This window comes from Mycobacterium terramassiliense (assembly GCF_900157385.1).
Lineage (GTDB): Bacteria > Actinomycetota > Actinomycetes > Mycobacteriales > Mycobacteriaceae > Mycobacterium > Mycobacterium terramassiliense.
Genome location: NZ_LT717698.1, coordinates 257,818 through 277,478, shown reverse-complemented (window position 1 = coordinate 277,478; position 19,661 = coordinate 257,818). Strand labels below are relative to the sequence as shown.

Annotated in this window: 20 protein-coding genes and 1 pseudogene; 14 read left to right on the top strand and 7 right to left on the bottom strand. The window is 70.4% G+C overall.

Features of this window, described 5'->3' with window-relative positions; all coding sequences use genetic code 11:
- Positions 1-13: 13 nt before the first annotated feature.
- A complete protein-coding gene (locus tag MTAB308_RS03445; RefSeq protein WP_077098178.1) occupies positions 14-496 on the bottom strand; it encodes a hypothetical protein in 483 nt (160 codons plus the stop codon).
- A 449-nt stretch (positions 497-945) separates the two neighbouring features.
- On the opposite strand from MTAB308_RS03445, the gene MTAB308_RS03440 reads away from it, so the two are divergent.
- The 3 genes from MTAB308_RS03440 to MTAB308_RS03430 all read left to right on the top strand — a co-directional run bounded on the left by MTAB308_RS03440 (position 946) and on the right by MTAB308_RS03430 (position 4,617).
- Positions 946-1,278 (top strand): hypothetical protein, encoded by a 333-nt coding sequence (locus MTAB308_RS03440; protein WP_077097888.1) that lies wholly within the window; start codon positions 946-948, stop codon positions 1,276-1,278.
- 112 nt (positions 1,279-1,390) lie between these two features.
- Complete coding sequence (locus MTAB308_RS03435; RefSeq protein WP_108637176.1) at positions 1,391-4,402, top strand: acyl-CoA synthetase; 3,012 nt, start codon at positions 1,391-1,393, stop codon at positions 4,400-4,402.
- Positions 4,402-4,617, top strand: a complete 216-nt coding sequence (locus MTAB308_RS03430; RefSeq protein WP_077097884.1) for a Trm112 family protein — start codon at positions 4,402-4,404, stop codon at positions 4,615-4,617. Before MTAB308_RS03435 ends, MTAB308_RS03430 begins: the two co-directional genes overlap by 1 nt.
- On the opposite strand, the gene MTAB308_RS03425 is transcribed toward MTAB308_RS03430, so the two are convergent.
- The 5 genes and pseudogenes from MTAB308_RS03425 to MTAB308_RS03410 all read right to left on the bottom strand — a co-directional run bounded on the left by MTAB308_RS03425 (position 4,583) and on the right by MTAB308_RS03410 (position 8,213).
- Positions 4,583-5,203 (bottom strand): TetR/AcrR family transcriptional regulator, encoded by a 621-nt coding sequence (locus tag MTAB308_RS03425; RefSeq protein ID WP_077097882.1) that lies wholly within the window; start codon positions 5,201-5,203, stop codon positions 4,583-4,585. The two genes, MTAB308_RS03430 and MTAB308_RS03425, sit on opposite strands and share 35 nt — an antisense overlap.
- A pseudogene (locus MTAB308_RS30555) lies at positions 5,203-5,382 on the bottom strand (hypothetical protein); the annotation flags it as partial. The pseudogene MTAB308_RS30555 and the gene MTAB308_RS03425, both read right to left, overlap by 1 nt.
- A complete protein-coding gene (locus MTAB308_RS03420) occupies positions 5,313-6,131 on the bottom strand; it encodes an ABC transporter permease (RefSeq protein ID WP_216823641.1) in 819 nt (272 codons plus the stop codon). The gene MTAB308_RS03420 and the pseudogene MTAB308_RS30555, both read right to left, overlap by 70 nt.
- Entirely contained in the window at positions 6,065-6,829 is a 765-nt protein-coding gene (locus tag MTAB308_RS03415; protein WP_077097880.1) for an ABC transporter ATP-binding protein, read from the bottom strand. Before MTAB308_RS03415 ends, MTAB308_RS03420 begins: the two co-directional genes overlap by 67 nt.
- 112 nt (positions 6,830-6,941) lie before the next feature.
- Positions 6,942-8,213, bottom strand: coding sequence for an ammonium transporter (locus tag MTAB308_RS03410; protein WP_077097878.1), 1,272 nt, complete (start codon positions 8,211-8,213; stop codon positions 6,942-6,944).
- A gap of 67 nt (positions 8,214-8,280) precedes the next feature.
- On the opposite strand from MTAB308_RS03410, the gene MTAB308_RS03405 reads away from it, so the two are divergent.
- Complete coding sequence (locus MTAB308_RS03405; protein WP_077097876.1) at positions 8,281-8,892, top strand: DNA-3-methyladenine glycosylase; 612 nt, start codon at positions 8,281-8,283, stop codon at positions 8,890-8,892.
- On the opposite strand, the gene MTAB308_RS03400 is transcribed toward MTAB308_RS03405, so the two are convergent.
- On the bottom strand, positions 8,893-9,783 hold the full coding sequence (locus MTAB308_RS03400) for a bile acid:sodium symporter family protein (protein WP_077097874.1): 891 nt from the start codon (positions 9,781-9,783) through the stop codon (positions 8,893-8,895).
- A gap of 129 nt (positions 9,784-9,912) precedes the next feature.
- Here MTAB308_RS03400 and tyrS point away from each other — a divergent pair, with 129 nt between their 5' ends.
- From tyrS to MTAB308_RS03350, 10 genes are all read left to right on the top strand, one after another.
- Positions 9,913-11,190 carry a tyrosine--tRNA ligase gene (gene tyrS, locus MTAB308_RS03395; RefSeq protein WP_077097872.1) on the top strand — a complete coding sequence of 426 codons (1,278 nt, stop codon included), beginning with the start codon at positions 9,913-9,915 and terminating at the stop codon, positions 11,188-11,190.
- A gap of 50 nt (positions 11,191-11,240) precedes the next feature.
- Positions 11,241-11,600, top strand: coding sequence for a DUF732 domain-containing protein (locus MTAB308_RS03390; RefSeq protein WP_077097870.1), 360 nt, complete (start codon positions 11,241-11,243; stop codon positions 11,598-11,600).
- A gap of 235 nt (positions 11,601-11,835) precedes the next feature.
- Positions 11,836-12,546, top strand: a complete 711-nt coding sequence (locus MTAB308_RS03385) for a tetratricopeptide repeat protein (protein WP_425436178.1) — start codon at positions 11,836-11,838, stop codon at positions 12,544-12,546.
- Position 12,547: 1 nt separating this feature from the next.
- Complete coding sequence (locus MTAB308_RS03380; protein ID WP_077097866.1) at positions 12,548-13,555, top strand: HAD-IIA family hydrolase; 1,008 nt, start codon at positions 12,548-12,550, stop codon at positions 13,553-13,555.
- Positions 13,556-13,567: 12 nt separating this feature from the next.
- Positions 13,568-13,753, top strand: a complete 186-nt coding sequence (locus MTAB308_RS03375) for a hypothetical protein (RefSeq protein ID WP_077097864.1) — start codon at positions 13,568-13,570, stop codon at positions 13,751-13,753.
- Between the two features lie 8 nt (positions 13,754-13,761).
- A complete protein-coding gene (locus MTAB308_RS03370; protein ID WP_077097862.1) occupies positions 13,762-14,571 on the top strand; it encodes a TlyA family RNA methyltransferase in 810 nt (269 codons plus the stop codon).
- Positions 14,568-15,488, top strand: coding sequence for an NAD kinase (locus tag MTAB308_RS03365; RefSeq protein WP_077097860.1), 921 nt, complete (start codon positions 14,568-14,570; stop codon positions 15,486-15,488). Before MTAB308_RS03370 ends, MTAB308_RS03365 begins: the two co-directional genes overlap by 4 nt.
- 24 nt (positions 15,489-15,512) lie before the next feature.
- Positions 15,513-17,276 carry a DNA repair protein RecN gene (recN, locus tag MTAB308_RS03360; protein ID WP_077097858.1) on the top strand — a complete coding sequence of 588 codons (1,764 nt, stop codon included), beginning with the start codon at positions 15,513-15,515 and terminating at the stop codon, positions 17,274-17,276.
- 185 nt (positions 17,277-17,461) lie between these two features.
- On the top strand, positions 17,462-18,643 hold the full coding sequence (gene steA, locus MTAB308_RS03355; protein WP_077097856.1) for a putative cytokinetic ring protein SteA: 1,182 nt from the start codon (positions 17,462-17,464) through the stop codon (positions 18,641-18,643).
- Positions 18,644-18,662: 19 nt separating this feature from the next.
- On the top strand, positions 18,663-19,607 hold the full coding sequence (locus MTAB308_RS03350; protein WP_077097854.1) for a copper transporter: 945 nt from the start codon (positions 18,663-18,665) through the stop codon (positions 19,605-19,607).
- The last annotated feature ends 54 nt before the right edge of the window (positions 19,608-19,661 follow it).

The following is a 19,661-nucleotide window of genomic DNA, read 5'->3' as shown; positions in this document are numbered from 1 at the left end:
TGAAGATCCCCTGCTACCGCCGGAACCGTTCGCGTCGCAGGACCGAGGCGAGCAGCCCCATCCCGCCGACCATGCACATCAATCCGGGCGCCGCGATCGGCGGGCCCATCGGCACGTTGTAGGACGCGTGCTTCCAGCCCCCCGGCTTGCGCGCCACCCCGCGGGCGTGCAGATACTCGCCCATCAGGCCATTGGCGGTGTAGACGCCGGCGGTGATCGGCAGCCAGAGCTTGGCCCAGCGCCGCGAGAACACCCCGCCGATTCCGGCGACGACCACAGGTGGGGTCACCACGATCGGGCTCCACATCCATTTGTTGCCGAAGCTGGCCTTGTAGTGCTCGAAGTAGATTTCGGCCGTCGTGACGACGGCCGCCATCGCCGTCAGGCCCGACAGCGAGCGTTCGAAGCGACCGTGCGCGACGTCGTACAGTGCCCGCTCGGCCAGCTGCTGGGGCTGACCGCCGTCGCGCCGTCCGCCGTTGCCTAGCAACAACATTTCGCTTCCCTTTCGTGACGTCCGCCGGGCATCACCGGTCCGGCGTGGATGGGTTGGCGAATTGCGGGAGGGCACCCCGAACCGGTCGACCGGGGCCGTCGTCTTGCCCATCGGGCCACCTCACTCCCGCAACGAATACGCCGTCGCAACCACCCCGACGACGCCGATGACAACGACGAGTCGAGATGGCTACCCAGAGAACTGGTCAGGCGCCCAGCTGCGTGCTTCAACCGAGGCGGTCTCGACGGCATGCAGGCATGCGTCGTCGAACCATGCGCTTCGGTTGCATACCCCTATTCGTCGACGCTAACCCTTCGACTTCACCCGCTCCGGGGGTCGCGTGTACCGCCCTGGCGTGCAACGCAAGTCGTCGCCGCAAAGACCCGCCCGGGCAAACGTGTTTCAGCCGCGCCAACCGGGTCAATCCTGCCGCCGGAAAGGACTGCAGCATGGTCAGCGCAGATAACGGGCTGCACGCCGAACCCGATCTCCAAGTGTGGGGCGCCGAAGACGCGCTCCGCTCCGGCCAACGGGCCGAGCGCGCGTGGCTACTGGCCAGGGCGGCGCAGCGATCCGCCGCCACCAGCTTGGACCACTCGGCAGCGAGCCACGAGCGAACCGCGGACGCGTACGACGTGGCGGCCGACCGCAACAATCCCGGCGCCGACGAATACCGCCGACATGCGGCTCGGCACCGCGAATTCGCGCGGGAGGACCGCCTGATGGCGCGGCGGCTGCGCCGCATGGCGGACGCCGGACCCATGGGTATTGCGGGCCTGTAAGAGCCGCGGCGGGAACGCGGAAAATTACGGGTCCGACTAATTCGACCGGCCGGATCGCGCCGGCCGAGTCACCCGCCGGCAAACAGCCTGACCAAAACCGCCGGGCGCCCCGATGTGCCATGATGGCGGAGCTGTCAAGAGTCAGGGAGCAGCGGTGGATCTCAATTTTTCGATGGTCACGCGACCGGTCGGGCGCCTGATCGCTACGGCGCAGAACGGGTTAGAGGTCTTGCGTCTGGGGGGCTTGGAAACGGATAGCGTGGCATCGCCGTTCCAGATCGTCGAGAGCGTCCCGATGTACAAGCTGCGGCGGTATTTCCCGCCCGACAGCCGGCCCGGGCAGCCGCCGGTGGGGCCGCCCGTCCTGATGGTCCACCCGATGATGATGTCGGCGGACATGTGGGACGTCACGAGGGAAGACGGCGCGGTCGGCATCCTGCACGCCAACGGGATCGATCCCTGGGTGATCGACTTCGGCGAGCCCGACAAAATCGAGGGCGGCATGCGCCGCACCCTGGCCGACCACATCGTCGCGCTCAGTCAAGCCATCGACACCGTCAAGGACGTCACGGGCAGCGACATCCACTTGGTCGGGTATTCGCAGGGCGGGATGTGGTGCTACCAGGTCGCCGCCTACCGGCGTTCGAAGAGCCTGGCCAGCATCGTCACCTTCGGTTCGCCGGTGGACACGTTGGCCGCGCTGCCGATGGGCATCCCGGCGAACTTCGCCGCACCCGCGGCCAACTTCATGGCCGACCACGTCTTCAGCCGGCTGGCCATCCCCAGCTGGATGGCGCGCACCGGCTTTCAGATGCTCGATCCGCTCAAGACCGCCAAGGCGCGCGTCGACTTCGTGCGCCAGCTGCACGACCGGGAGGCGCTACTCCCGCGCGAACAGCAGCGCAGGTTCCTCGAACGTGAAGGCTGGATCGCCTGGTCGGGGCCCGCGATCTCCGAACTGCTCAAGCAATTCATCGCCCACAACCGGATGATGACCGGCGGCTTCGCCGTCAACGGCCAGATGGTCACCCTCACCGACATCACTTGCCCGGTGCTGGCGTTCGTCGGCGAGGTGGACGACATCGGGCAGCCGGCCTCGGTGCGCGGCATCCGGCGGGCCGCCCCGGACGCCGAAGTCTACGAATCCACCATTCGCACAGGGCATTTCGGCCTGGTCGTGGGATCCAAGGCGGCGCGGGAGAGCTGGCCCACCGTGGCCGAGTGGGTGCAATGGCTGTCCACCGGCGGCGACAAGCCCAACGGCATCGACCTGATGGCCGACCAGCCGATCGAGCACACCGACAGCGGTGTGGCGTTCAGCTCGCGGATCGTGCACGGCCTCGGGGAGGTGTCCGAGGCGGCGGTGGGGGCGGTGCGCGGCACGGCCAACGCCGTGGTCGCGGCCAACAAGTCGATGCGCACGCTGGCCGTGGAGACGGTCCGGACGCTGCCGCGGCTGGTCCGGCTGGGGCAGATCAACGACCACACCCGCATCTCGCTGGGCCGCATCATCGACGAGCAGGCGCGCGACGCCCCGCAGGGCGAGTTCCTGTTGTTCGACGGCCGCGTGCATACCTATGAGGCCGTCAACCGCCGCGTCAACAACGTCGTCCGCGGCCTGATCGAGGTCGGCGTCCGCCAAGGCGACCGCGTCGGCGTCCTGATGGAGACGCGGCCCAGCGCGCTGGTCGCGATCGCGGCCCTGTCCCGGCTGGGCGCGATCGCCGTGGTGATGCGACCCGATGCCGACCTGGTCGCGTCGGTCCGCCTCGGGGGCGTGACGGAGATCCTCACCGACCCGACCAACCTCGACGCGGCGCGCGACCTGCCGGGGCAGATCCTCGTGCTGGGCGGCGGCGAGGCGCGGGACCTGCACCTGCCCCACGACTCCGACGTCATCGACATGGAGCAGATCGACCCGGACGCGGTGCAGCTGCCCGCGTGGTACCGGCCGAACCCGGGACTGGCCCGCGACCTGGCGTTCATCGCGTTCAACGCCGCCGGCGGTGAGCTGGTCGCCAAGCAGATCACCAACTACCGCTGGGCGGTGTCGGCCTTCGGGACCGCTTCCACCGCCGCCCTCGATCGCCGCGACACCGTGTACTGCCTGACGCCGCTGCACCACGAGTCGGCCCTGCTGGTCAGCCTGGGCGGCGCGGTCGTCGGCGGCACCCGCATCGCGCTCTCGCGCGGCCTGCAGCCCGACCGGTTCGTGCAGGAGGTGCGGCAGTACGGCGTGACGGTGGTGTCCTACACCTGGGCCATGCTGCGCGAGGTCGTCGACGATCCCGCGTTCGTGCTGCACGGCAACCATCCGGTGCGCCTGTTCATCGGTTCCGGCATGCCGACGGGGTTGTGGGCGCGCGTCGTCGACGCGTTCGCCCCGGCCCGCGTCGTGGAGTTCTTCGCCACCACCGACGGGCAGGCGGTGCTGGCCAACGTGTCCGGCGCCAAGATCGGCAGCAAGGGCCGGCCGCTGCCGGGCGCGGGGCGCATCGAACTCGGCGCGTACGACGCCGAGCGCGACCTGATCCTCGAGGACGACCGCGGCTTCGTCCAGGTCGCCGCGCCCAATCAGGTCGGCGTGCTGCTGGCGCAGTCCAACGGGCCGATCGACCCGAGCGCCTCGGTCAAACGCGGGGTGTTCGCCGCGGGCGACACCTGGATCTCGACCGAGTACCTGTTTCGCCGCGACGACGACGGTGACTACTGGCTGATGGGCCGGCGCGGCTCGGTGGTCCACACCGCGCGCGGGCTGGTCTATGCGGAGGCGGTCACCGACGCGCTGGGCTGCATCAACGGCGTCGACCTCGCGGTGACCTACAACGTGCCGGTGGGTGACCAGCAGGCGGCGGTGTCGGCGGTGACGCTGCTGCCGGGGGCCACCATCACCGCGGCCGATCTGACCGAGGCCGTCGCGAGGATTCCCGTCGGGCTGGGGCCCGACATCGTGCACGTGTGCCCGGAGATGACGCTGAGCGCGACCTACCGGCCCACCGTCAGCGCCCTGCGCGCGGCCGGGATCCCCAAGCCGGGACGTCAGGCGTGGTACTTCGACGCCGGCAGCAACGAGTTCCGCCGGCTCACCCCGGGGGTACGGTCCGAGCTGGGCGGCGCCCAGTGATGGTCGACGACTCCCTGCTCGCCATCCTGGTGTGCCCGGCCGACCGGGGCCCGTTGCTTTTGATAGACGACGAGTCGCTCTACAACCCGCGGCTGCGGCGCGCCTACCGCATCGAGGACGGCATCCCGGTGCTGCTGATCGACGAGGCCCGCGACGTCGACGACGACGAGCATGCCCGGCTCATGGAACGAGCCCGTCCGGCAGCTCCCCGGTGAGGTAGCGCTGCAGGTTCGGCGCGATGGTCAGTGCGATCTGTTCGGCCGGCAGCGACGCGAACGGCTCCAATTGCAGGATGTAGCGCGCCATCACCACGCCGACCAATTGTGAGGAGACGAATTGGACGCGGAGGGCGCCGCTGCCCGGCGGATCGTCGACGCGCGCACCCACCTCCACGGTGATCACGTCCTCGATGAACGTGCGGAACAGGTTGATCTCCGAGCCGGCCAGGATCGACCGCAGCACCGCGATGAATCCCGTGCCCAACTCGGAATCCCACAGCGGCAACAACATTGACGGCAGCCGGTAGCCGATCTCGTCGACCGGCACCTCGCGCAGCGGCCCGATGATGTCCATCGGGTCTATCGGGATGTGCACGGCCGCGGCGAACAGCTTTTCCTTGGTGCCGAAGTAGTGATGCACCAACGCCGAATCGACGCCCGCGCCGGCGGCGACCGCCCGTATCGACGTGTTGCGAATCCCCTTGCTGGCAAAGAGCTCTCGGGCGCTCGCCAGGATGCGGTTACGGGTGTCGGAGACGCCGGCCGGTCGCCCGGGCCGCCGCCGGGTCTTGGTCTCCGCCACTAGGACCCCCCGTCGCGACCCGCCGCCCCCAGCGCCGCGCTTGCGATGGCCACTGGGAACCGTCCGTGGCGACCCGCTGCGCCCGGCTTCGCCGCGCTTGCGATCGCCACTAGGGCGTCCGCCGCCGCAGCGTCGCCGCGGCCAGACACAGCGCGGCGATCGCGAAACCGAGCACGACGATGATGTCGCGCACCGCGATTGAGGTCAGCGCGGAGTGCGCGCCCACCTGCTGCAGGGCCTCCAGCGCGTAGCTGGCCGGCAGCGCATTGCTGATCCACTGCAACCACTGCGCCATCAAGCCCCGCGGCACGATGATTCCGGCCAGCAACAGCTGGGGGACCATCACCAGCGGGATGAACTGCACGGCCTGAAACTCTGTGCGCGCGAACGCGCTACACAGCAGACCGAGCCCGACCCCGAGCACGGCGTTGACGATCGCTATCACGAACACCCACACCGGGCTGCCGGCTGTGTCGAAGCCGAGGAACCAAAACGACACGATGCACGCCAGAATCGCTTGCACCGCAGCGGCGATCGAGAAGGCGCTGCCGTAGGCCATCAGCATGTCGAGCCGGCGCAGGGGAGTGGTCAGGATGCGCTCCAGCGTCCCGGACGCCCGCTCGCGCTGCATCGTGATCGACGTGATGATGAACATCACGAACAGCGGGAACAGGCCCAGCAGGATCAGGCAGGCGTTGTTGAACGGCGAGGGGGTGCCCGGGCGGTGGGGGGCGTTTTCGAACATGAAGTACATCAGCGTGATGACCAGGATCGGCACCAGCAGGATCAGCGCGACGCTGCGGTGATCGGCGGCCACCTGCCGCAGGATCCGCGTCGTCGTCGCCGCGTACCCCCGGAGCCCTAGACCGCCTTTTGCTTCGTGCTGCGGTTGATGATGGACAGAAACGCGTCCTCCAGTGACGTGCATCCGGTGTCCTCTCGTAGTCGGGTCGGGGTGGTGTGGGCCACCAGGTGGCCCTCGCGCATCAGCAACAGGTCGCCGCAGTGGTCGGCCTCGTCCATCACGTGGCTGGAAACCAGCAGCGTGGTGCCGGTGCGGGCGAGTTCGGTGAACTGCTCCCACAGGTCGACGCGCAGCACCGGGTCCAGTCCCACGGTGGGCTCGTCAAGCACGAGCAGCTCCGGCTGGCAGACCAGCGCGCACGCCAGCGACGCCCGCGTGCGCTGGCCGCCGGAAAGGTTGCCGGAGAAGGCGGTCCGATGGTCGGTGAGGCCGACCCGGTCGATGGCGGCGTCGGCGGCGCGGCTGTCGAAACCGTAGAGCGAGGCGAAGTAGCGGACGTTGTCCACGATGCGCAGGTCGTTGTAGATCGTCGGATCCTGCGGCATGTATCCGACACGGCGGCGCAGCGCGGGGCTTCCGGCGGGCCGGCCCAGCACGGTGACGGTGCCCGACTTCAGGATCTGGCTGCCCACGATGCTGCGCATGAGTGTGGTCTTGCCGCAGCCGGACGGACCGAGCAGGCCGGTGATGGTGCCCTGGGCGATCTGCACCGAAAAGTCATGCAGTGCAGGGCGTTTCCCACGGATGACGCGCAGATGCTCGATGCTGACGGCGGGGGCGTGGCCCCTTGCCAACAATTCATCACTCGATGAACTCATCATGCGATGAATAATCGTCCGCGAACTGGGGGCTGTCAAGGGCGTCGAGAGTGCGGCTACCGACGGACGCCCTCGCGAAACGCGTCGGCGGACGCACTCTCGCGGGTTGCGCCGGTTATGCGGAGGGCAGACCCGGTCGGCGCTGGGGCAGATGGCCGTGCACGCCCTCGGCGTACGCGGTCTCGGCATGCTGGGTGAGGTCGACACCGGTGGTCTCGTCTTCGGCGCTGACCCGGAAGCCCACGGTCGCGTCGATCAGCTTCGCCAGCGCGAACGAGACTGCGAACGCGTAGAGGGCCACCACGACGATCGCGAGGGCCTGCTTGCCCAGCTGGCCGACGCCGCCCCCGTAAAACAAGCCCTGCGGCCCCGCCGTCATGACCGCGGTGGCGAACAGCCCGATCAGCGACACGCCGACCACGCCGCCGACGAAGTGCACGCCCACCACGTCCAGCGAATCGTCATAGTTGAAGCGGAATTTCGCGCCCACCGCGAACGAGCACACGACACCGGCCGCAACACCCACGACCGCCGCGCCGAGCGTGTTGACCGTCCCGCACGACGGGGTGATGGCGACCAGACCGGCGACCACGCCGGATGCCGCGCCGAACGTTGTGGGCCGGCCGTCGCGGACCCGTTCGACCGCGAGCCAGCCGAGCATGCCGAGGCAGCCGGCGACGAGGGTGTTGAGGAAGATGGCAGCCGCGGTCCCGCTGGCGGCCAGAGCCGAACCGGCGTTGAACCCGAACCAGCCGAACCACAACAGTCCCACGCCGAGCAGCACGAAGGGCAGATTGTGCGGCCGCATGGCGTCCTTCTTGAAGCCGATGCGCGGCCCGAGCACCAACGCCAGGGCCAACGCCGAGGAACCGGACACGATCTCGACGACCAGGCCGCCCGCGTAATCCAGCACGCCCAGCTTGGCCAGCCACCCGCCCGGCCCCCACACCCAGTGCGCGACAACCGAATACACGACGATCGCCCACACCGTGACGAACGTCATCCAGGCCGAGAACTTGGCGCGGTCGGCGATCGCGCCGCTGACCAGTGCGGCCGTGACGATCGCGAACGCCAGCTGGAAGGTCGCATACAGCAGTTCGGGAACCGACCCGTGCAGGGTGTTGGGGCCGATGCCGAGCATCCCGATGTGTTTGAGGTTCCCGACGAACCCGCCCGCCCCGTCTTCGGAGAACGCGATCGTGTAGCCGACCAACAGCCACGCCACCGTGACCAGCGGGATGGAGATGAAGCTCATCATGATCATGTTGAGCACCCCGGTGGTGCGGACCATGCCTCCGTAGAAGATGGCCAGGCCGGGGGTCATCAGCAGGACGAGCGCGGTGCTGGCCAGCAGCCACGCCGTGGCGGCGGGGTCGATCGCATGCATTTGTCGGCTCCTTCGACGCGATTCGGCCGGGATATTGCCATGTCGGGTGTGTCGGTAGGTTCGGTGGGTGTCTGCAGGCGAGCTGTTGGTCGACCCGGTCGCCGCCGCGCGCCGCCTGCTCGGCGCCACCCTGACCGGGAGGGGCGTGCGCGCCGTCGTCGTCGAGGTCGAGGCCTACGGCGGGGTGCCCGACGGTCCCTGGCCCGACGCCGCGGCCCACTCGTACCGTGGCCCCTCCGGGCGCAACGCCGTGATGTTCGGGCCGCCCGGGCGGCTCTACACGTACCGCAGCCACGGGATCCACGTCTGCGCCAACGTCTCCTGCGGGCCCGACGGCACCGCCGCCGCCGTGCTGCTGCGTGCCGCGGCCATCGAGGACGGCACCGACGCCGCCCGGGCCCGCCGCGGAGAGCTGGTCCGCACCGCGGCGCTGGCGCGCGGCCCGGGCAACCTGTGCTCGGCCCTGGGGATCACCATGGACGACAACGGAATCGACCTGTTCGACCCCGCAAGCCCGGTGGCCCTGGAACTGCACGACCCGCTGACCGCCGTGTCCGGCCCCCGCGTCGGGGTCAGCCAGGCCGCCGACCGGCCGTGGCGACTGTGGCTCGGGGGCCGGCCGGAGGTCTCCGCCTACCGCCGCAGCCCGCGTGCCCCGGCTCCCGGCACCAGCGACTGATTAGGCGCGAGCGGGTGCCTCTGCCCGACCGACGGCGCGAAACGCGGGGTCAACGCGGCGCGCGAGGAAAACGAACGTGACGGCCAAGAGCGGCGCGACGGCACTGTATACCGCCGCCGGGGTGGCCATCACGGCGCTGTTCAGCAACTGCGGGCTCAACGCGATGCCCATCGCCACCACGGCATTGTGCATCCCGACCTCCAGGCTGACCGCGACGGCCTGTCGCGGGGCCAGCCGCATCAGGCGCGGCGCCAGGTAGCCGACGGTCAGGCTCACCGCGCAGAATGCCACGACGGCTCCGCTCAGCAGGCCGATGTTGTGCCAGAGCGTCGTTCGCCCCCCGGCGATGGCCGCGACGATGGCGAGCACCAGCAGCGTGAGCGCCGCTACGCGGACCGGCTTCTGCATTCGCCTGGCCAGCTCGGGGAAGCGGTGGCGGATGGCGACCCCGATCGCGATGGGCACCAGCACCAGGCCGATCACCGCGAGGAACTTGTCCAGTTGCAGCGGGAGAAACCGCCCTTCGCCGAGGAACCACGTCATCGACACCGCGAGAATCGCGGGCAGGGCGACGATCGACAGCACGGCGTTAATTGCGGTCAGCGTGAGGTTGAGCGCCAGGTCCCCGTTGAACAGGTGGCTGAGGATGTTCGACATCGTCCCGCCGGGGGTCGCGGACATCAGCATGAGCCCGACCGCCAGGTGCGGTTCCAGATGGAAGGCCTCGGCGATCACCAGGCAGAGGGCCGGCAGCAGCAGCGACTGACAGGCGAGCGCGACGACCAGTGGCTTGCGCATCGTGGCGGCCCGCTTGAAGTCCTCGATCGTGAGGGTCAGCCCGAGGGCGAGCATGATGATCGCGACGACCAACGGCCAGTACCGGTTGTCCATGACGCTCCGCGTTGTTGGTGCGCGTACGGGGGAAGGCGACGGCGCGACGCTGCGCCACCTAGTTAGCTTGCCTTAGCGAGCGGCGCGCGGGCGAATCGAGGCCACCGCGAGCGACTAAAGTCGTGCGCGATGTCTTCCGGGATCCTCGACGAGCTGGGCTGGCGCGGGCTGATCGCGCAGTCCACCGACCTCGACGCGCTGGCCGCCGAAGCCGCGCGCGGGCCGATGACGGTCTATGCCGGCTTCGACCCCACCGCGCCGAGCCTGCACGCCGGGCATCTGGTCCCGCTGCTGGCGTTGCGTCGGTTCCAGCGCGCCGGGCATCGCCCGATCGTGCTGGCCGGCGGCGCCACCGGCATGATCGGCGACCCGCGCGACGTCGGCGAGCGCAGCCTCAACGAGGCGGACACCGTCGCCGCGTGGACCGAGCGGATCCGCGGTCAGCTGGAGCGCTTCGTCGACTTCGACACCTCGCCGACCGGCGCCGTCGTGGTCAACAACCTGGACTGGACCGCGCCGCTGTCGGCCGTGGAGTTCCTGCGCGACATCGGCAAGCACTTCTCGGTCAATGTGATGTTGGACCGCGACACCGTGCGGCGGCGCCTCGAGGGCGAGGGGATCTCCTACACGGAGTTCAGCTACATGCTGCTGCAGGCCAACGACTACGTCGAATTGCATGCGCGTTACGGCTGCGTCCTGCAGATCGGCGGCTCGGACCAGTGGGGCAACATCATCGCCGGGGTGCGGCTGGTGCGCCAGAAGCTCGGCGCGACGGTGCACGCGCTGACCGTCCCGCTGGTGACCGCCGCCGACGGCACCAAGTTCGGCAAGTCCACCGGCGGCGGCAGCCTGTGGCTGGAGCCCCAGATGACCAGCCCATACGCCTGGTACCAGTACTTCGTCAACACGGCCGACGCCGACGTGATCCGGTACCTGCGGTGGTTCACCTTCTTGTCGGCCGAGGAGGTGGCCGAACTGGAACAGGCCACCCAGGAGCGCCCGCAGCAACGCGCCGCCCAACGTCGGCTGGCCCATGAGCTGACCGTGCTGGTGCACGGCGAGGCGGCCACCGAGGCGGTCGAGCACGCCAGCCGGGCGCTCTTCGGGCAGGGCGAACTCGACCGGCTGGACGAGGCCACGCTGGCCGCCGCGCTGCGCGAGGCGTCGGTCGCCGAGCTCAAACCCGGCAGCCCCGACGGGATCGTCGACCTCCTGGTGGCCAGCGGCCTGTCGGCGAGCAAGGGGGCCGCGCGGCGCACCATTGGCGAGGGCGGTGTTTCGGTCAACAACGTGCGCATCGACAGCGAGGACTGGGTGCCACAGCCCGCGGACTTCCTGCACGGCCGGTGGCTGGTGCTGCGGCGCGGCAAACGCAACATCGCCGGCGTCGAACGGGTAAGCGGGTAGTCCCAAACCTTTATCGCGCCGTGCTCCGGACGTGACCGTCGACGACCACTGTGGTCACGGTGACTAGCGCGAGGCGGGTGCTGCGGGTCGTCGGGATGGGCGCGAGCGTGGCCGGTTTGACCGCGGTGCTGGCGGCGCCCGTCCACGCCGACCTGCGGGGCAACGCGTTCCTGCGGGCCCTCACGAACGCCGGCGTCCCGGTGTCGCAGCCGGACGCCGCGATGGCGCTGGGCGCATCCGTCTGCCCGATGCTCGTGCGGCCCGGCGGGTCGTTCGACTCGGTGATCGCGGCGGTGGCCGACGGTTACGGCATGTCCGACGACGCGGCCGGCGTGTTCACCGTCGTCGCGATCGCTACCTATTGCCCGGGGGTGCTCGCGCCGCTGCTGAGCGACCGGGGTCCGGCCTGAGCGGCCGCGCTTCCTCGCGTGTGCGCTGAGGGCTTTCGCCGTGCACTCACGGCGGGATCCGGCCGGTTTTACCGCCCAGGACGCACACTGCAAGCCGTCACCGCACGCTCGACGGCCAAGCCGCGTGGGCATCCGTATCCTTTGCAGGGTGGTTGACGACAGGCAGGGGCAGGGCGGCAAACGGCGACCGCGCTCGGCGGCCGGCTCCTGGTCGGGACCGGGCCGCGCCCGCCCGGTGCAGCCACGCAACGGCGGCCCTGACGCTCCGGGCGATCGCGCGCCGCACGACGGACCGCCGATCCCGCCCGGGGTGGAGGCCCGGCAGCTGGCGCCCGAGGTCCGGCGCGAGTTGAGCACCCTGGACCGCGCGACGGCCGACGCGGTGGCGCGCCATCTCGTCGCCGCCGGCGAGCTGATCGACGAGGACCCGGAAGCCGCGCTGAGCCACGCTCGCGCGGCGCGGGCCCGCTCCAGCAGGATCGCCGCGGTCCGCGAGGCCGTCGGGATCGCCGCCTACCACTGCGGCGACTGGGCCCAGGCGCTGGCCGAGCTGCGCGCCGCCCGCAGGATGGGCAGCAAGTCGCCGTTGCTCGCGCTGATCGCCGATTGCGAACGCGGACTTGGCCGTCCGGAGCGGGCGATCGAACTGGCGCGCGGCGAAGAGGCGGCCCAGCTGTCCGGCGACGACGCCGACGAGTTGCGCATCGTCGCCGCCGGCGCCCGCGCCGACCTCGGGCAGCTGGAACAGGCCCTGACCCTGCTGTCCACGCCGCAGCTGGATCCGACCCGCGCCGGTTCGACGGCGGCGCGGTTGTTCTACGCCTACGCTGACACGCTGCTCGCGCTCGGCCGCAACGACGAAGCGCTGCAATGGTTCCTGCGCTCGGCGGCCGCCGACATCGAAGGCGTCACCGACGCCGAAGAGCGGGTCAGCGAGCTAGCTTGAGATGAAAAGCCTTGCCCAACAATATGATTGCCTATTGGTCGACCTCGATGGAACGGTCTTCCGCGGCGCCGAGCCGACCCACGGCGCGGTGCAGTCGCTGGACGAGGTGGACAGCCGCAAGCTCTATGTGACCAACAACGCCTCGCGCAGCGCCGACGAGGTGGCGCTGCACCTGCGCGAGCTCGGCTTCACCGCCACCGGCTCGGACGTCGTCACCAGCGCGCAAAGCGCGGCCAAGCTGCTCGCCGATCAGCTAGCGGCGGACTCCCGCGTGCTGATCGTGGGCACCGAGGCGCTGGCCAACGAGATCGCCGCCGTGGGGCTGCGCCCGGTGCGCCGCTACGACGACGACCCGGTCGCGGTCGTGCAGGGCCTGTCCACGACCATCGGCTGGGCGGACCTCGCGGAGGCCGCCCTGGCCATCCGAGCCGGCGCGCTGTGGGTGGCGGCCAACGTCGACCCCACGCTGCCCACCGAGCGCGGCCTGCTGCCCGGGAACGGATCGTTCGTGGCCGCGCTGCGAGCGGCCACCGGCGCCGAACCGCGGGTGGCGGGCAAGCCGGCGCCGCGCCTGCTGCAGGACGCGGTGGCCCGGGGCCAGTTCCGCGCGCCGCTGGTCATCGGCGACCGGCTCGACACCGACATCGAGGGCGCCAACGCCGCGCGGCTGCCCAGCCTGATGGTGCTGACCGGCGTCAACACCGCGCGCGACGCCGTCTACGCCGACCCCGCCCGCCGGCCCACCTACATCGGCCACGACCTGCGCTCGCTGCACTCCGACGGCGACCAGCTCGCGGTGCGGCCCCAGCGCGGCTGGCACGTCGACGTCACCGACAAGGCCGTGACGGTCAGTGCCAATGGCGCCGACGACGGGGACGGGCTGTCGGTCGTGCGCGCCGTCGCCAGCGCGCTCTGGGAGGCCGGGGATCCGCGGCCGTCGCGCATCGAGGCCGCCGACGACCGGGCGCGCGACGCGCTGCGGCGCTGGTCTTTGGTGCACGGCGACTAACGTAGGTACGCGATGACTATCGATCCCGAGCAGCTTCGCGCTGAAATTGACGCCCTGGTTGCCCAGCTGTCCGAGGTCGGGGATCCGCAAAACCCCGACCACGAGCCGTCTCTCGCCGAGCTCGAAGAGATCGCGCGGCGCCTCTCCGAGGCGCACGACGTGCTGCTGGCCGCCCTGGAGTCGGCGGAGAAGGGCTGAGTGCGACGGTGGCGCGACGTGCCCGCGTCGACGCCGAGCTCGTCCGCCGCGGGCTCGCGAGGTCCCGTCAGCAGGCCGCGGAGTTGATCGGCGCCGGCAGGGTGCGCATCGACGGCCTGCCGGCCCGCAAGCCGGCCACCGCGGTCGACGTCACCGCCGCGCTGACCGTCGCCGACGACGGCGAACGCGCCTGGGTGTCGCGCGGCGCGCACAAGCTCCTCGGCGCCCTGGACGCCTTCGGCCTTGCGGTCACGGGCCGCCGCTGCCTGGACGCCGGCGCATCGACGGGTGGGTTCACGGAGGTGCTGCTGGACCGCGGGGCCGCCGAAGTGGTGGCCGCCGACGTGGGCTACGGCCAGCTGGCCTGGTCGCTACGCTGCGATACCCGGGTGACCGTCGTCGAGCGGACCAACGCCCGCGACCTGACCCCGGAGGCGATCGGCGGGCCCGTCGACGTGGTGGTGGCCGACCTGTCCTTCATCTCGCTGGCAAGCGTGTTGCCCGCGTTGATTGGATGCGCCCGGCCGGGCGCGGATATCGTTCCCATGGTGAAGCCGCAGTTTGAGGTGGGCAGGGGCCAGGTCGGCGCGGGCGGGGTCGTTCGCGACCCCGGCTTGCGGGCCGACGCCGTGCTGGCCGTCGCGGGCCGCGCGAAAGAACTGGGCTGGCAGACCGTCGACGTCACCGCCAGCCCACTGCCGGGCCCGTCGGGCAATGTCGAATACTTCCTGTGGTTGCGCGCCGAGACCGATCGGGGGCTGATTGCTCATGGGCTGGTGGACGCGGTGACGCGGGCCGTGGCAGAGGGCCCGCAATGACCGATCACCGAACCGTGCTGCTGGTGGTGCACACCGGCCGCGACGAAGCGACCGAAACGGCGCGTCGCGTGCAAAAAGTGCTGGGCGACAATGGAATTGCGCTTCGAGTGCTGTCCGCCGAGGCGGTCGACCGGGGTCCGCTGCACCTGGCCCCCGACGACATGCGGGCCATGGGCATCGAGATCGAGGTGGTCGACGCCGACCCGTCGGCGGCCGAGGGCTGCGAACTGGTGTTGGTGCTCGGCGGCGACGGCACCTTCCTGCGCGCCGCCGAACTGGCCCGCAACGCCGGGATTCCCGTGCTGGGCGTGAACCTGGGCCGGATCGGATTTTTGGCCGAGGCCGAGGCGGAGGCCATCGACCGCGTGCTGGATCACGTGGTGGCCCGCGACTACCGGGTGGAAAATCGCCTGACGCTGGATGTCGCGGTGCTGCACAAGGGTCACGTCGAACACGGGTGGGCGCTCAACGAAGTCAGCCTGGAAAAGGGTCCGCGGCTGGGCGTGCTCGGGGTGGTCGTCGAGGTGGACGGGCGCCCGGTGTCCGCCTTCGGCTGCGACGGCGTGTTGGTGTCGACGCCGACCGGGTCCACCGCCTACGCGTTCTCCGCCGGGGGTCCGGTCCTGTGGCCCGACCTCGAGGCAATCCTGGTGGTACCCAACAACGCTCACGCGCTGTTCGGCCGGCCCATGGTCACCAGCCCCGAGGCGACCATCGCGATCGAGACCGAGGCGGGCGGGCACGACGCCCTGGTGTTCTGCGACGGCCGCCGCGAAATGCGGATCCCCGCCGGCTGCCGGATCGAAGTGACCCGCTGCGACACACCGGTCAAATGGGCGCGGCTGGACAGCGCGCCGTTCACCGACCGCTTGGTCCGCAAATTCCGCCTGCCGGTGACCGGTTGGCGCGGAAAGTAAGGACGCTCGTCAGGTGCTCACTGAATGCTGACGGAAATCAGGATCGAGTCGCTGGGTGCCATCAGCGCCGCGGTCGGGGAGTTCGGCCGCGGCCTGACGGTGCTGACCGGCGAGACCGGCACCGGCAAGACGATGGTCGTGACCGGGCTGCACCTGCTCGGCGGCGCCCGCGCCGACTCCACCCGCGTCCGATCCGGGGCCGACCGCGCCGTTGTCGAGGGCCGTTTCGCCACAAACGATCTCGACGATGAGACGGCGACCCAGCTGGATGCGATGCTGGAGGACCTGGGCGGGGAGCGCGACGAGGACGGCAGCGTGATCGCGCTGCGCTCGGTCAGCCGCGACGGACCGTCGCGCGCCTACCTCGGCGGCCGCAGCGTGCCCGCCAAGTCCCTGGGCGACTTCACCACCGAGCTGTTGACCCTGCACGGCCAAAACGACCAGCTGCGGCTGATGCGGCCCGACGAGCAGCGCGGCGCGCTCGACCGCTTCGCCGGGGCTGGTCCGGCGCTGGAGCGCTACCGCAAGCTGCGCGACGCCTGGCTGACGGCGCGGCGCGACCTGATCGACCGCCGCGGCCGGGCCCGCGAGCTCGCCCAGGAGGCCGACCGGCTGAAGTTCGCGCTGAACGAGATCGACACCGTCGACCCGCAACCCGGCGAAGACGACGCGCTGGTCGCCGACATCCTGCGCCTCTCCGAACTCGACACGCTGCGCGAGGCCGCCGCCACGGCGCGCGCGGCGCTGTCGGCCGACGACGCCGACGGTCCCGGCCAGAGCGCCACCGATACCCTCGGAAAGGCAAGGGCCGCACTCGAATCCACCGACGACGCGACGCTGCGCGCATTGGCGGGCCAGATCGGCGAGGCGCTCACCGTGGTCGCCGACGCGGCCCACGAGCTCGGCGGGTTCTTGGACGAGCTGCCGGTGGACGCCAGCGCGCTGGAGTCCAAGCTGACCCGGCAGGCGGAGCTGCGCACGCTGACCCGCAAGTACGCCGCCGACATCGACGGGGTGCTGCAGTGGGCGCGGGAGTCACGCGATCGGCTGGCGCAACTCGACGTCTCCGAAGAAGGGCTGGCGGCGCTCGAACGCCGGGTCGACGAGCTGGCCCGCGAATTGTCCGAGGGTGCAGTCGATCTCAGCAAGCTGCGGCGCAAGGCCGCCAAGCGGCTGGCCAAAGAGGTGACCGCGGAATTGTCCGGGCTGGCGATGGCCGACGCCGAGTTCACCATCGAGGTGGCCTGGGATACCGTGCCGGCCGGCGCGGCCGGGGCGGACGATCCCGCCGCGCTCGCGTTACCCTCCGGCGAGCTGGTGCGCGCCGGCGGCGACGGCATCGACCAGGTCGAGTTCGGCTTCGCCGCCCACCGCGGCATGACGGTGCTGCCGCTGGCGAAAAGCGCCTCCGGTGGGGAGTTGTCCCGCGTGATGCTGGCGTTGGAGGCGGTGCTGGCGGCGTCGGCGGCCGGCACCACGATGGTGTTCGACGAGGTCGACGCCGGCGTCGGCGGCCGGGCGGCCGTGCAGATCGGGCGGCGGCTGGCCCGACTGGCCCGCACCCACCAGGTCATCGTCGTCACGCACCTGCCGCAGGTCGCCGCCTACGCCGACGTGCACCTGGTGGTGCACAGCGCCGGGCCCAAGGGCACGAGCGTGGTGCGGCGGGTCACCGACGACGACCGGGTCGCCGAGCTGGCCCGGATGCTGGCCGGGCTGGGCGACTCGGACAGCGGCCGGGCGCACGCCCGCGAGTTGCTCGAAACCGCGCAGAACGACCGGGACTGACCCTGCCCCATGCCGCGAGCGTGCGTGTCTGTACGCCGACACGCCGCGCAGCCCGTACATCTGCGCACCCTCGCGAGATCGTTCCGGCATCCATCTGTTACCAATGTGACTCTAGATAACTTCTGAGGCTGGTGTTACGGCGCGCCTACTCGCCCGACCCGGGCTTCACCGACAGAATCGCCCCCATGAAGATGTCAGGTCTGCTCTCGCGTAACACCTCCCGGCCCGGCCTCACCGGCACCGCACGGGTCGACCGGAACATCGACCGCCTGCTGCGCAGGGTGTGTCCCGGCGACATCGTGGTGCTCGACATCCTGGACCTGGACCGCATCACCGCGGACGCGCTGGTGGAGGCCGACATCGCCGCCGTCGTCAACGCCTCACCGTCGGTCTCGGGCCGCTACCCGAACCTCGGGCCCGAGGTCCTGGTCAACAACGGCGTGACGCTCATCGACGAGACCGGGCCCGAGGTCTTCAAGAAGGTCAAGGACGGCGCCAAGATTCGCCTCTACGAGGGCGGCGTGTACTCCGGCGACCGCCGGCTGGTCCGCGGAACCGAACGCACCGACCACGACATCGCCGACCTGATGCGCGAGGCCAAGAGCGGCCTGGCCGCCCATCTGGAGGCGTTCGCCGGCAACACGATTGAGTTCATCAAGAGCGAAAGCCCGCTGCTGATCGACGGCATTGGCATCCCCGACATCGACGTCGACCTGCGCCGCCGGCACGTGGTGATCGTGGCCGACGAGCCCGGCGCCGAGGACGAGCTGCGCTCGCTCAAGCCGTTCATCAAGGAGTATCAGCCGGTGCTCATCGGCGTGGACACCGGCGCGGATGTGTTGCGCAAGGCAGGGTACCGCCCCCAAATCATCGTCGGCGACCCCGACAAGATCAGCACCGACGCCCTCAAGTGCGGTGCGCACGTCGTCCTGCCCGCCGACGCCGACGGCCACGCGCCCGGGTTGGAGCGGATCCAGGATCTCGGCGTGGGCGCGATGACGTTCCCGGCCGCGGGCTCGGCGGTCGACCTGGCGCTGCTGCTGGCCGACCACCACGGCGCCGCGCTGCTCGTGACGGCCGGCCACACCGCCAACATCGAGACGTTCTTCGACCGCAACCGCACTCAGAGCAACCCCTCGACGTTTCTGACCAGGCTTCGGGTGGGGGAGAAGGTGGTGGACGCCAAAGCCGTCGCCACGCTGTACCGCAACCACATTTCGGGGGGCGCCATCGCGCTGCTGGCGCTGACGATGCTGATCGCGGTCATCGTGGCGCTGTGGGTGTCGCGCACCGAGGGCGTAGTGCTGCACTGGGTGACCCCGTACTGGAATCACTTCTCCCTCTGGGTGCAGCACTTGATCACCTAGTCCGAGGACGGTGCGTTAAATGATCTCGTTACGCCAACATGCCCTGTCGCTGGCCGCCGTGTTCCTGGCGCTGGCCGTGGGAGTCGTGCTGGGCTCCGGCTTCTTGTCGGACACCCTGCTGTCCAGCCTGCGTGACGAGAAACGGGACCTGTACACACAGATCAGCGGGCTCAACGACCAGAAGAACGTGATGAACGAAAAGCTGGCCGCGGCAAACAATTTCGATAACCAGCTGGCCGGCCGGATCGTGCACGACGCCCTGGGCGGAAAATCGGTGGTGGTCTTCCGCACCCCCGACGCCAAGGACGACGACGTCGCCGCGGTCTCGAAATTCATCGGCCAGGCCGGCGGGACGGTCACCGGAACGGTCTCGCTGACCCAGGAGTTCGTCGACGCCAACTCCGCGGAGAAGCTTCGCTCGGTGGTGAACTCGTCGATCCTGCCCGCCGGTCAGCAGTTGAGCACCAAGCTCGTCGACCAGGGTTCGCAGGCCGGTGACCTGATGGGCATCGCGCTGCTGGTCAACGCCAACCCGAGCGTGCCGCCCGTCGACGACATCCAACGCGACACCGTGCTGGCCTCGCTGCGCGACACCGGCTTCATCACCTACCAGCCGGCCGACCGGCTGGGGGCGGCCAACGCCGCGCTGATCGTCACCGGCGGCGGCCTGCCGCAGGACGCCGGCAATCAGGGCGTCAGCGTGGCCCGGTTCTCCGCCGCGCTCGCCCCGCACGGCTCGGGCGCCCTGCTGGCGGGCCGCGACGGTTCGGCGACGGGCGGCGCCGCGGTCGCCGTGACCCGCGCCGACACCGGCATGTCGTCGGCCATCAGCACCGTCGACGACGTCGACGCCGCCCCCGGGCGCCTCACCGCGGTGCTGGGGCTGCACGACCTGATCAACGGCGGCCACGTCGGCCAGTACGGCACCGGGCACGGGGCCACCTCAATCACCGTGCCGCAGTAGCGGGCGTGTTCCCCGCGACACGGCGTCGTGGATGTTAGGGTGGGTTTCCGTGGG

Bases quoted from the DNA above. Each gene is read 5' to 3' on its own strand.
- MTAB308_RS03415 (WP_077097880.1), bottom strand. From the start codon at position 6,829: ATGATGAGTTCATCGAGTGATGAATTGTTGGCAAGGGGCCACGCCCCC.
- MTAB308_RS03375 (WP_077097864.1), top strand. From the start codon at position 13,568: ATGACTATCGATCCCGAGCAGCTTCGCGCTGAAATTGACGCCCTGGTT.
- MTAB308_RS03350 (WP_077097854.1), top strand. From the start codon at position 18,663: ATGATCTCGTTACGCCAACATGCCCTGTCGCTGGCCGCCGTGTTCCTG.
- MTAB308_RS03380 (WP_077097866.1), top strand. From the start codon at position 12,548: ATGAAAAGCCTTGCCCAACAATATGATTGCCTATTGGTCGACCTCGAT.
- MTAB308_RS03410 (WP_077097878.1), bottom strand. From the start codon at position 8,213: ATGCATGCGATCGACCCCGCCGCCACGGCGTGGCTGCTGGCCAGCACC.
- MTAB308_RS03420 (WP_216823641.1), bottom strand. From the start codon at position 6,131: ATGCACGTCACTGGAGGACGCGTTTCTGTCCATCATCAACCGCAGCAC.
- recN (WP_077097858.1), top strand. From the start codon at position 15,513: ATGCTGACGGAAATCAGGATCGAGTCGCTGGGTGCCATCAGCGCCGCG.
- MTAB308_RS03440 (WP_077097888.1), top strand. From the start codon at position 946: ATGGTCAGCGCAGATAACGGGCTGCACGCCGAACCCGATCTCCAAGTG.
- MTAB308_RS03445 (WP_077098178.1), bottom strand. From the start codon at position 496: ATGTTGTTGCTAGGCAACGGCGGACGGCGCGACGGCGGTCAGCCCCAG.
- MTAB308_RS03430 (WP_077097884.1), top strand. From the start codon at position 4,402: ATGGTCGACGACTCCCTGCTCGCCATCCTGGTGTGCCCGGCCGACCGG.
- MTAB308_RS03400 (WP_077097874.1), bottom strand. From the start codon at position 9,783: ATGGACAACCGGTACTGGCCGTTGGTCGTCGCGATCATCATGCTCGCC.
- MTAB308_RS03435 (WP_108637176.1), top strand. From the start codon at position 1,391: ATGTGCCATGATGGCGGAGCTGTCAAGAGTCAGGGAGCAGCGGTGGAT.
- steA (WP_077097856.1), top strand. From the start codon at position 17,462: ATGAAGATGTCAGGTCTGCTCTCGCGTAACACCTCCCGGCCCGGCCTC.
- MTAB308_RS03365 (WP_077097860.1), top strand. From the start codon at position 14,568: ATGACCGATCACCGAACCGTGCTGCTGGTGGTGCACACCGGCCGCGAC.
- tyrS (WP_077097872.1), top strand. From the start codon at position 9,913: ATGTCTTCCGGGATCCTCGACGAGCTGGGCTGGCGCGGGCTGATCGCG.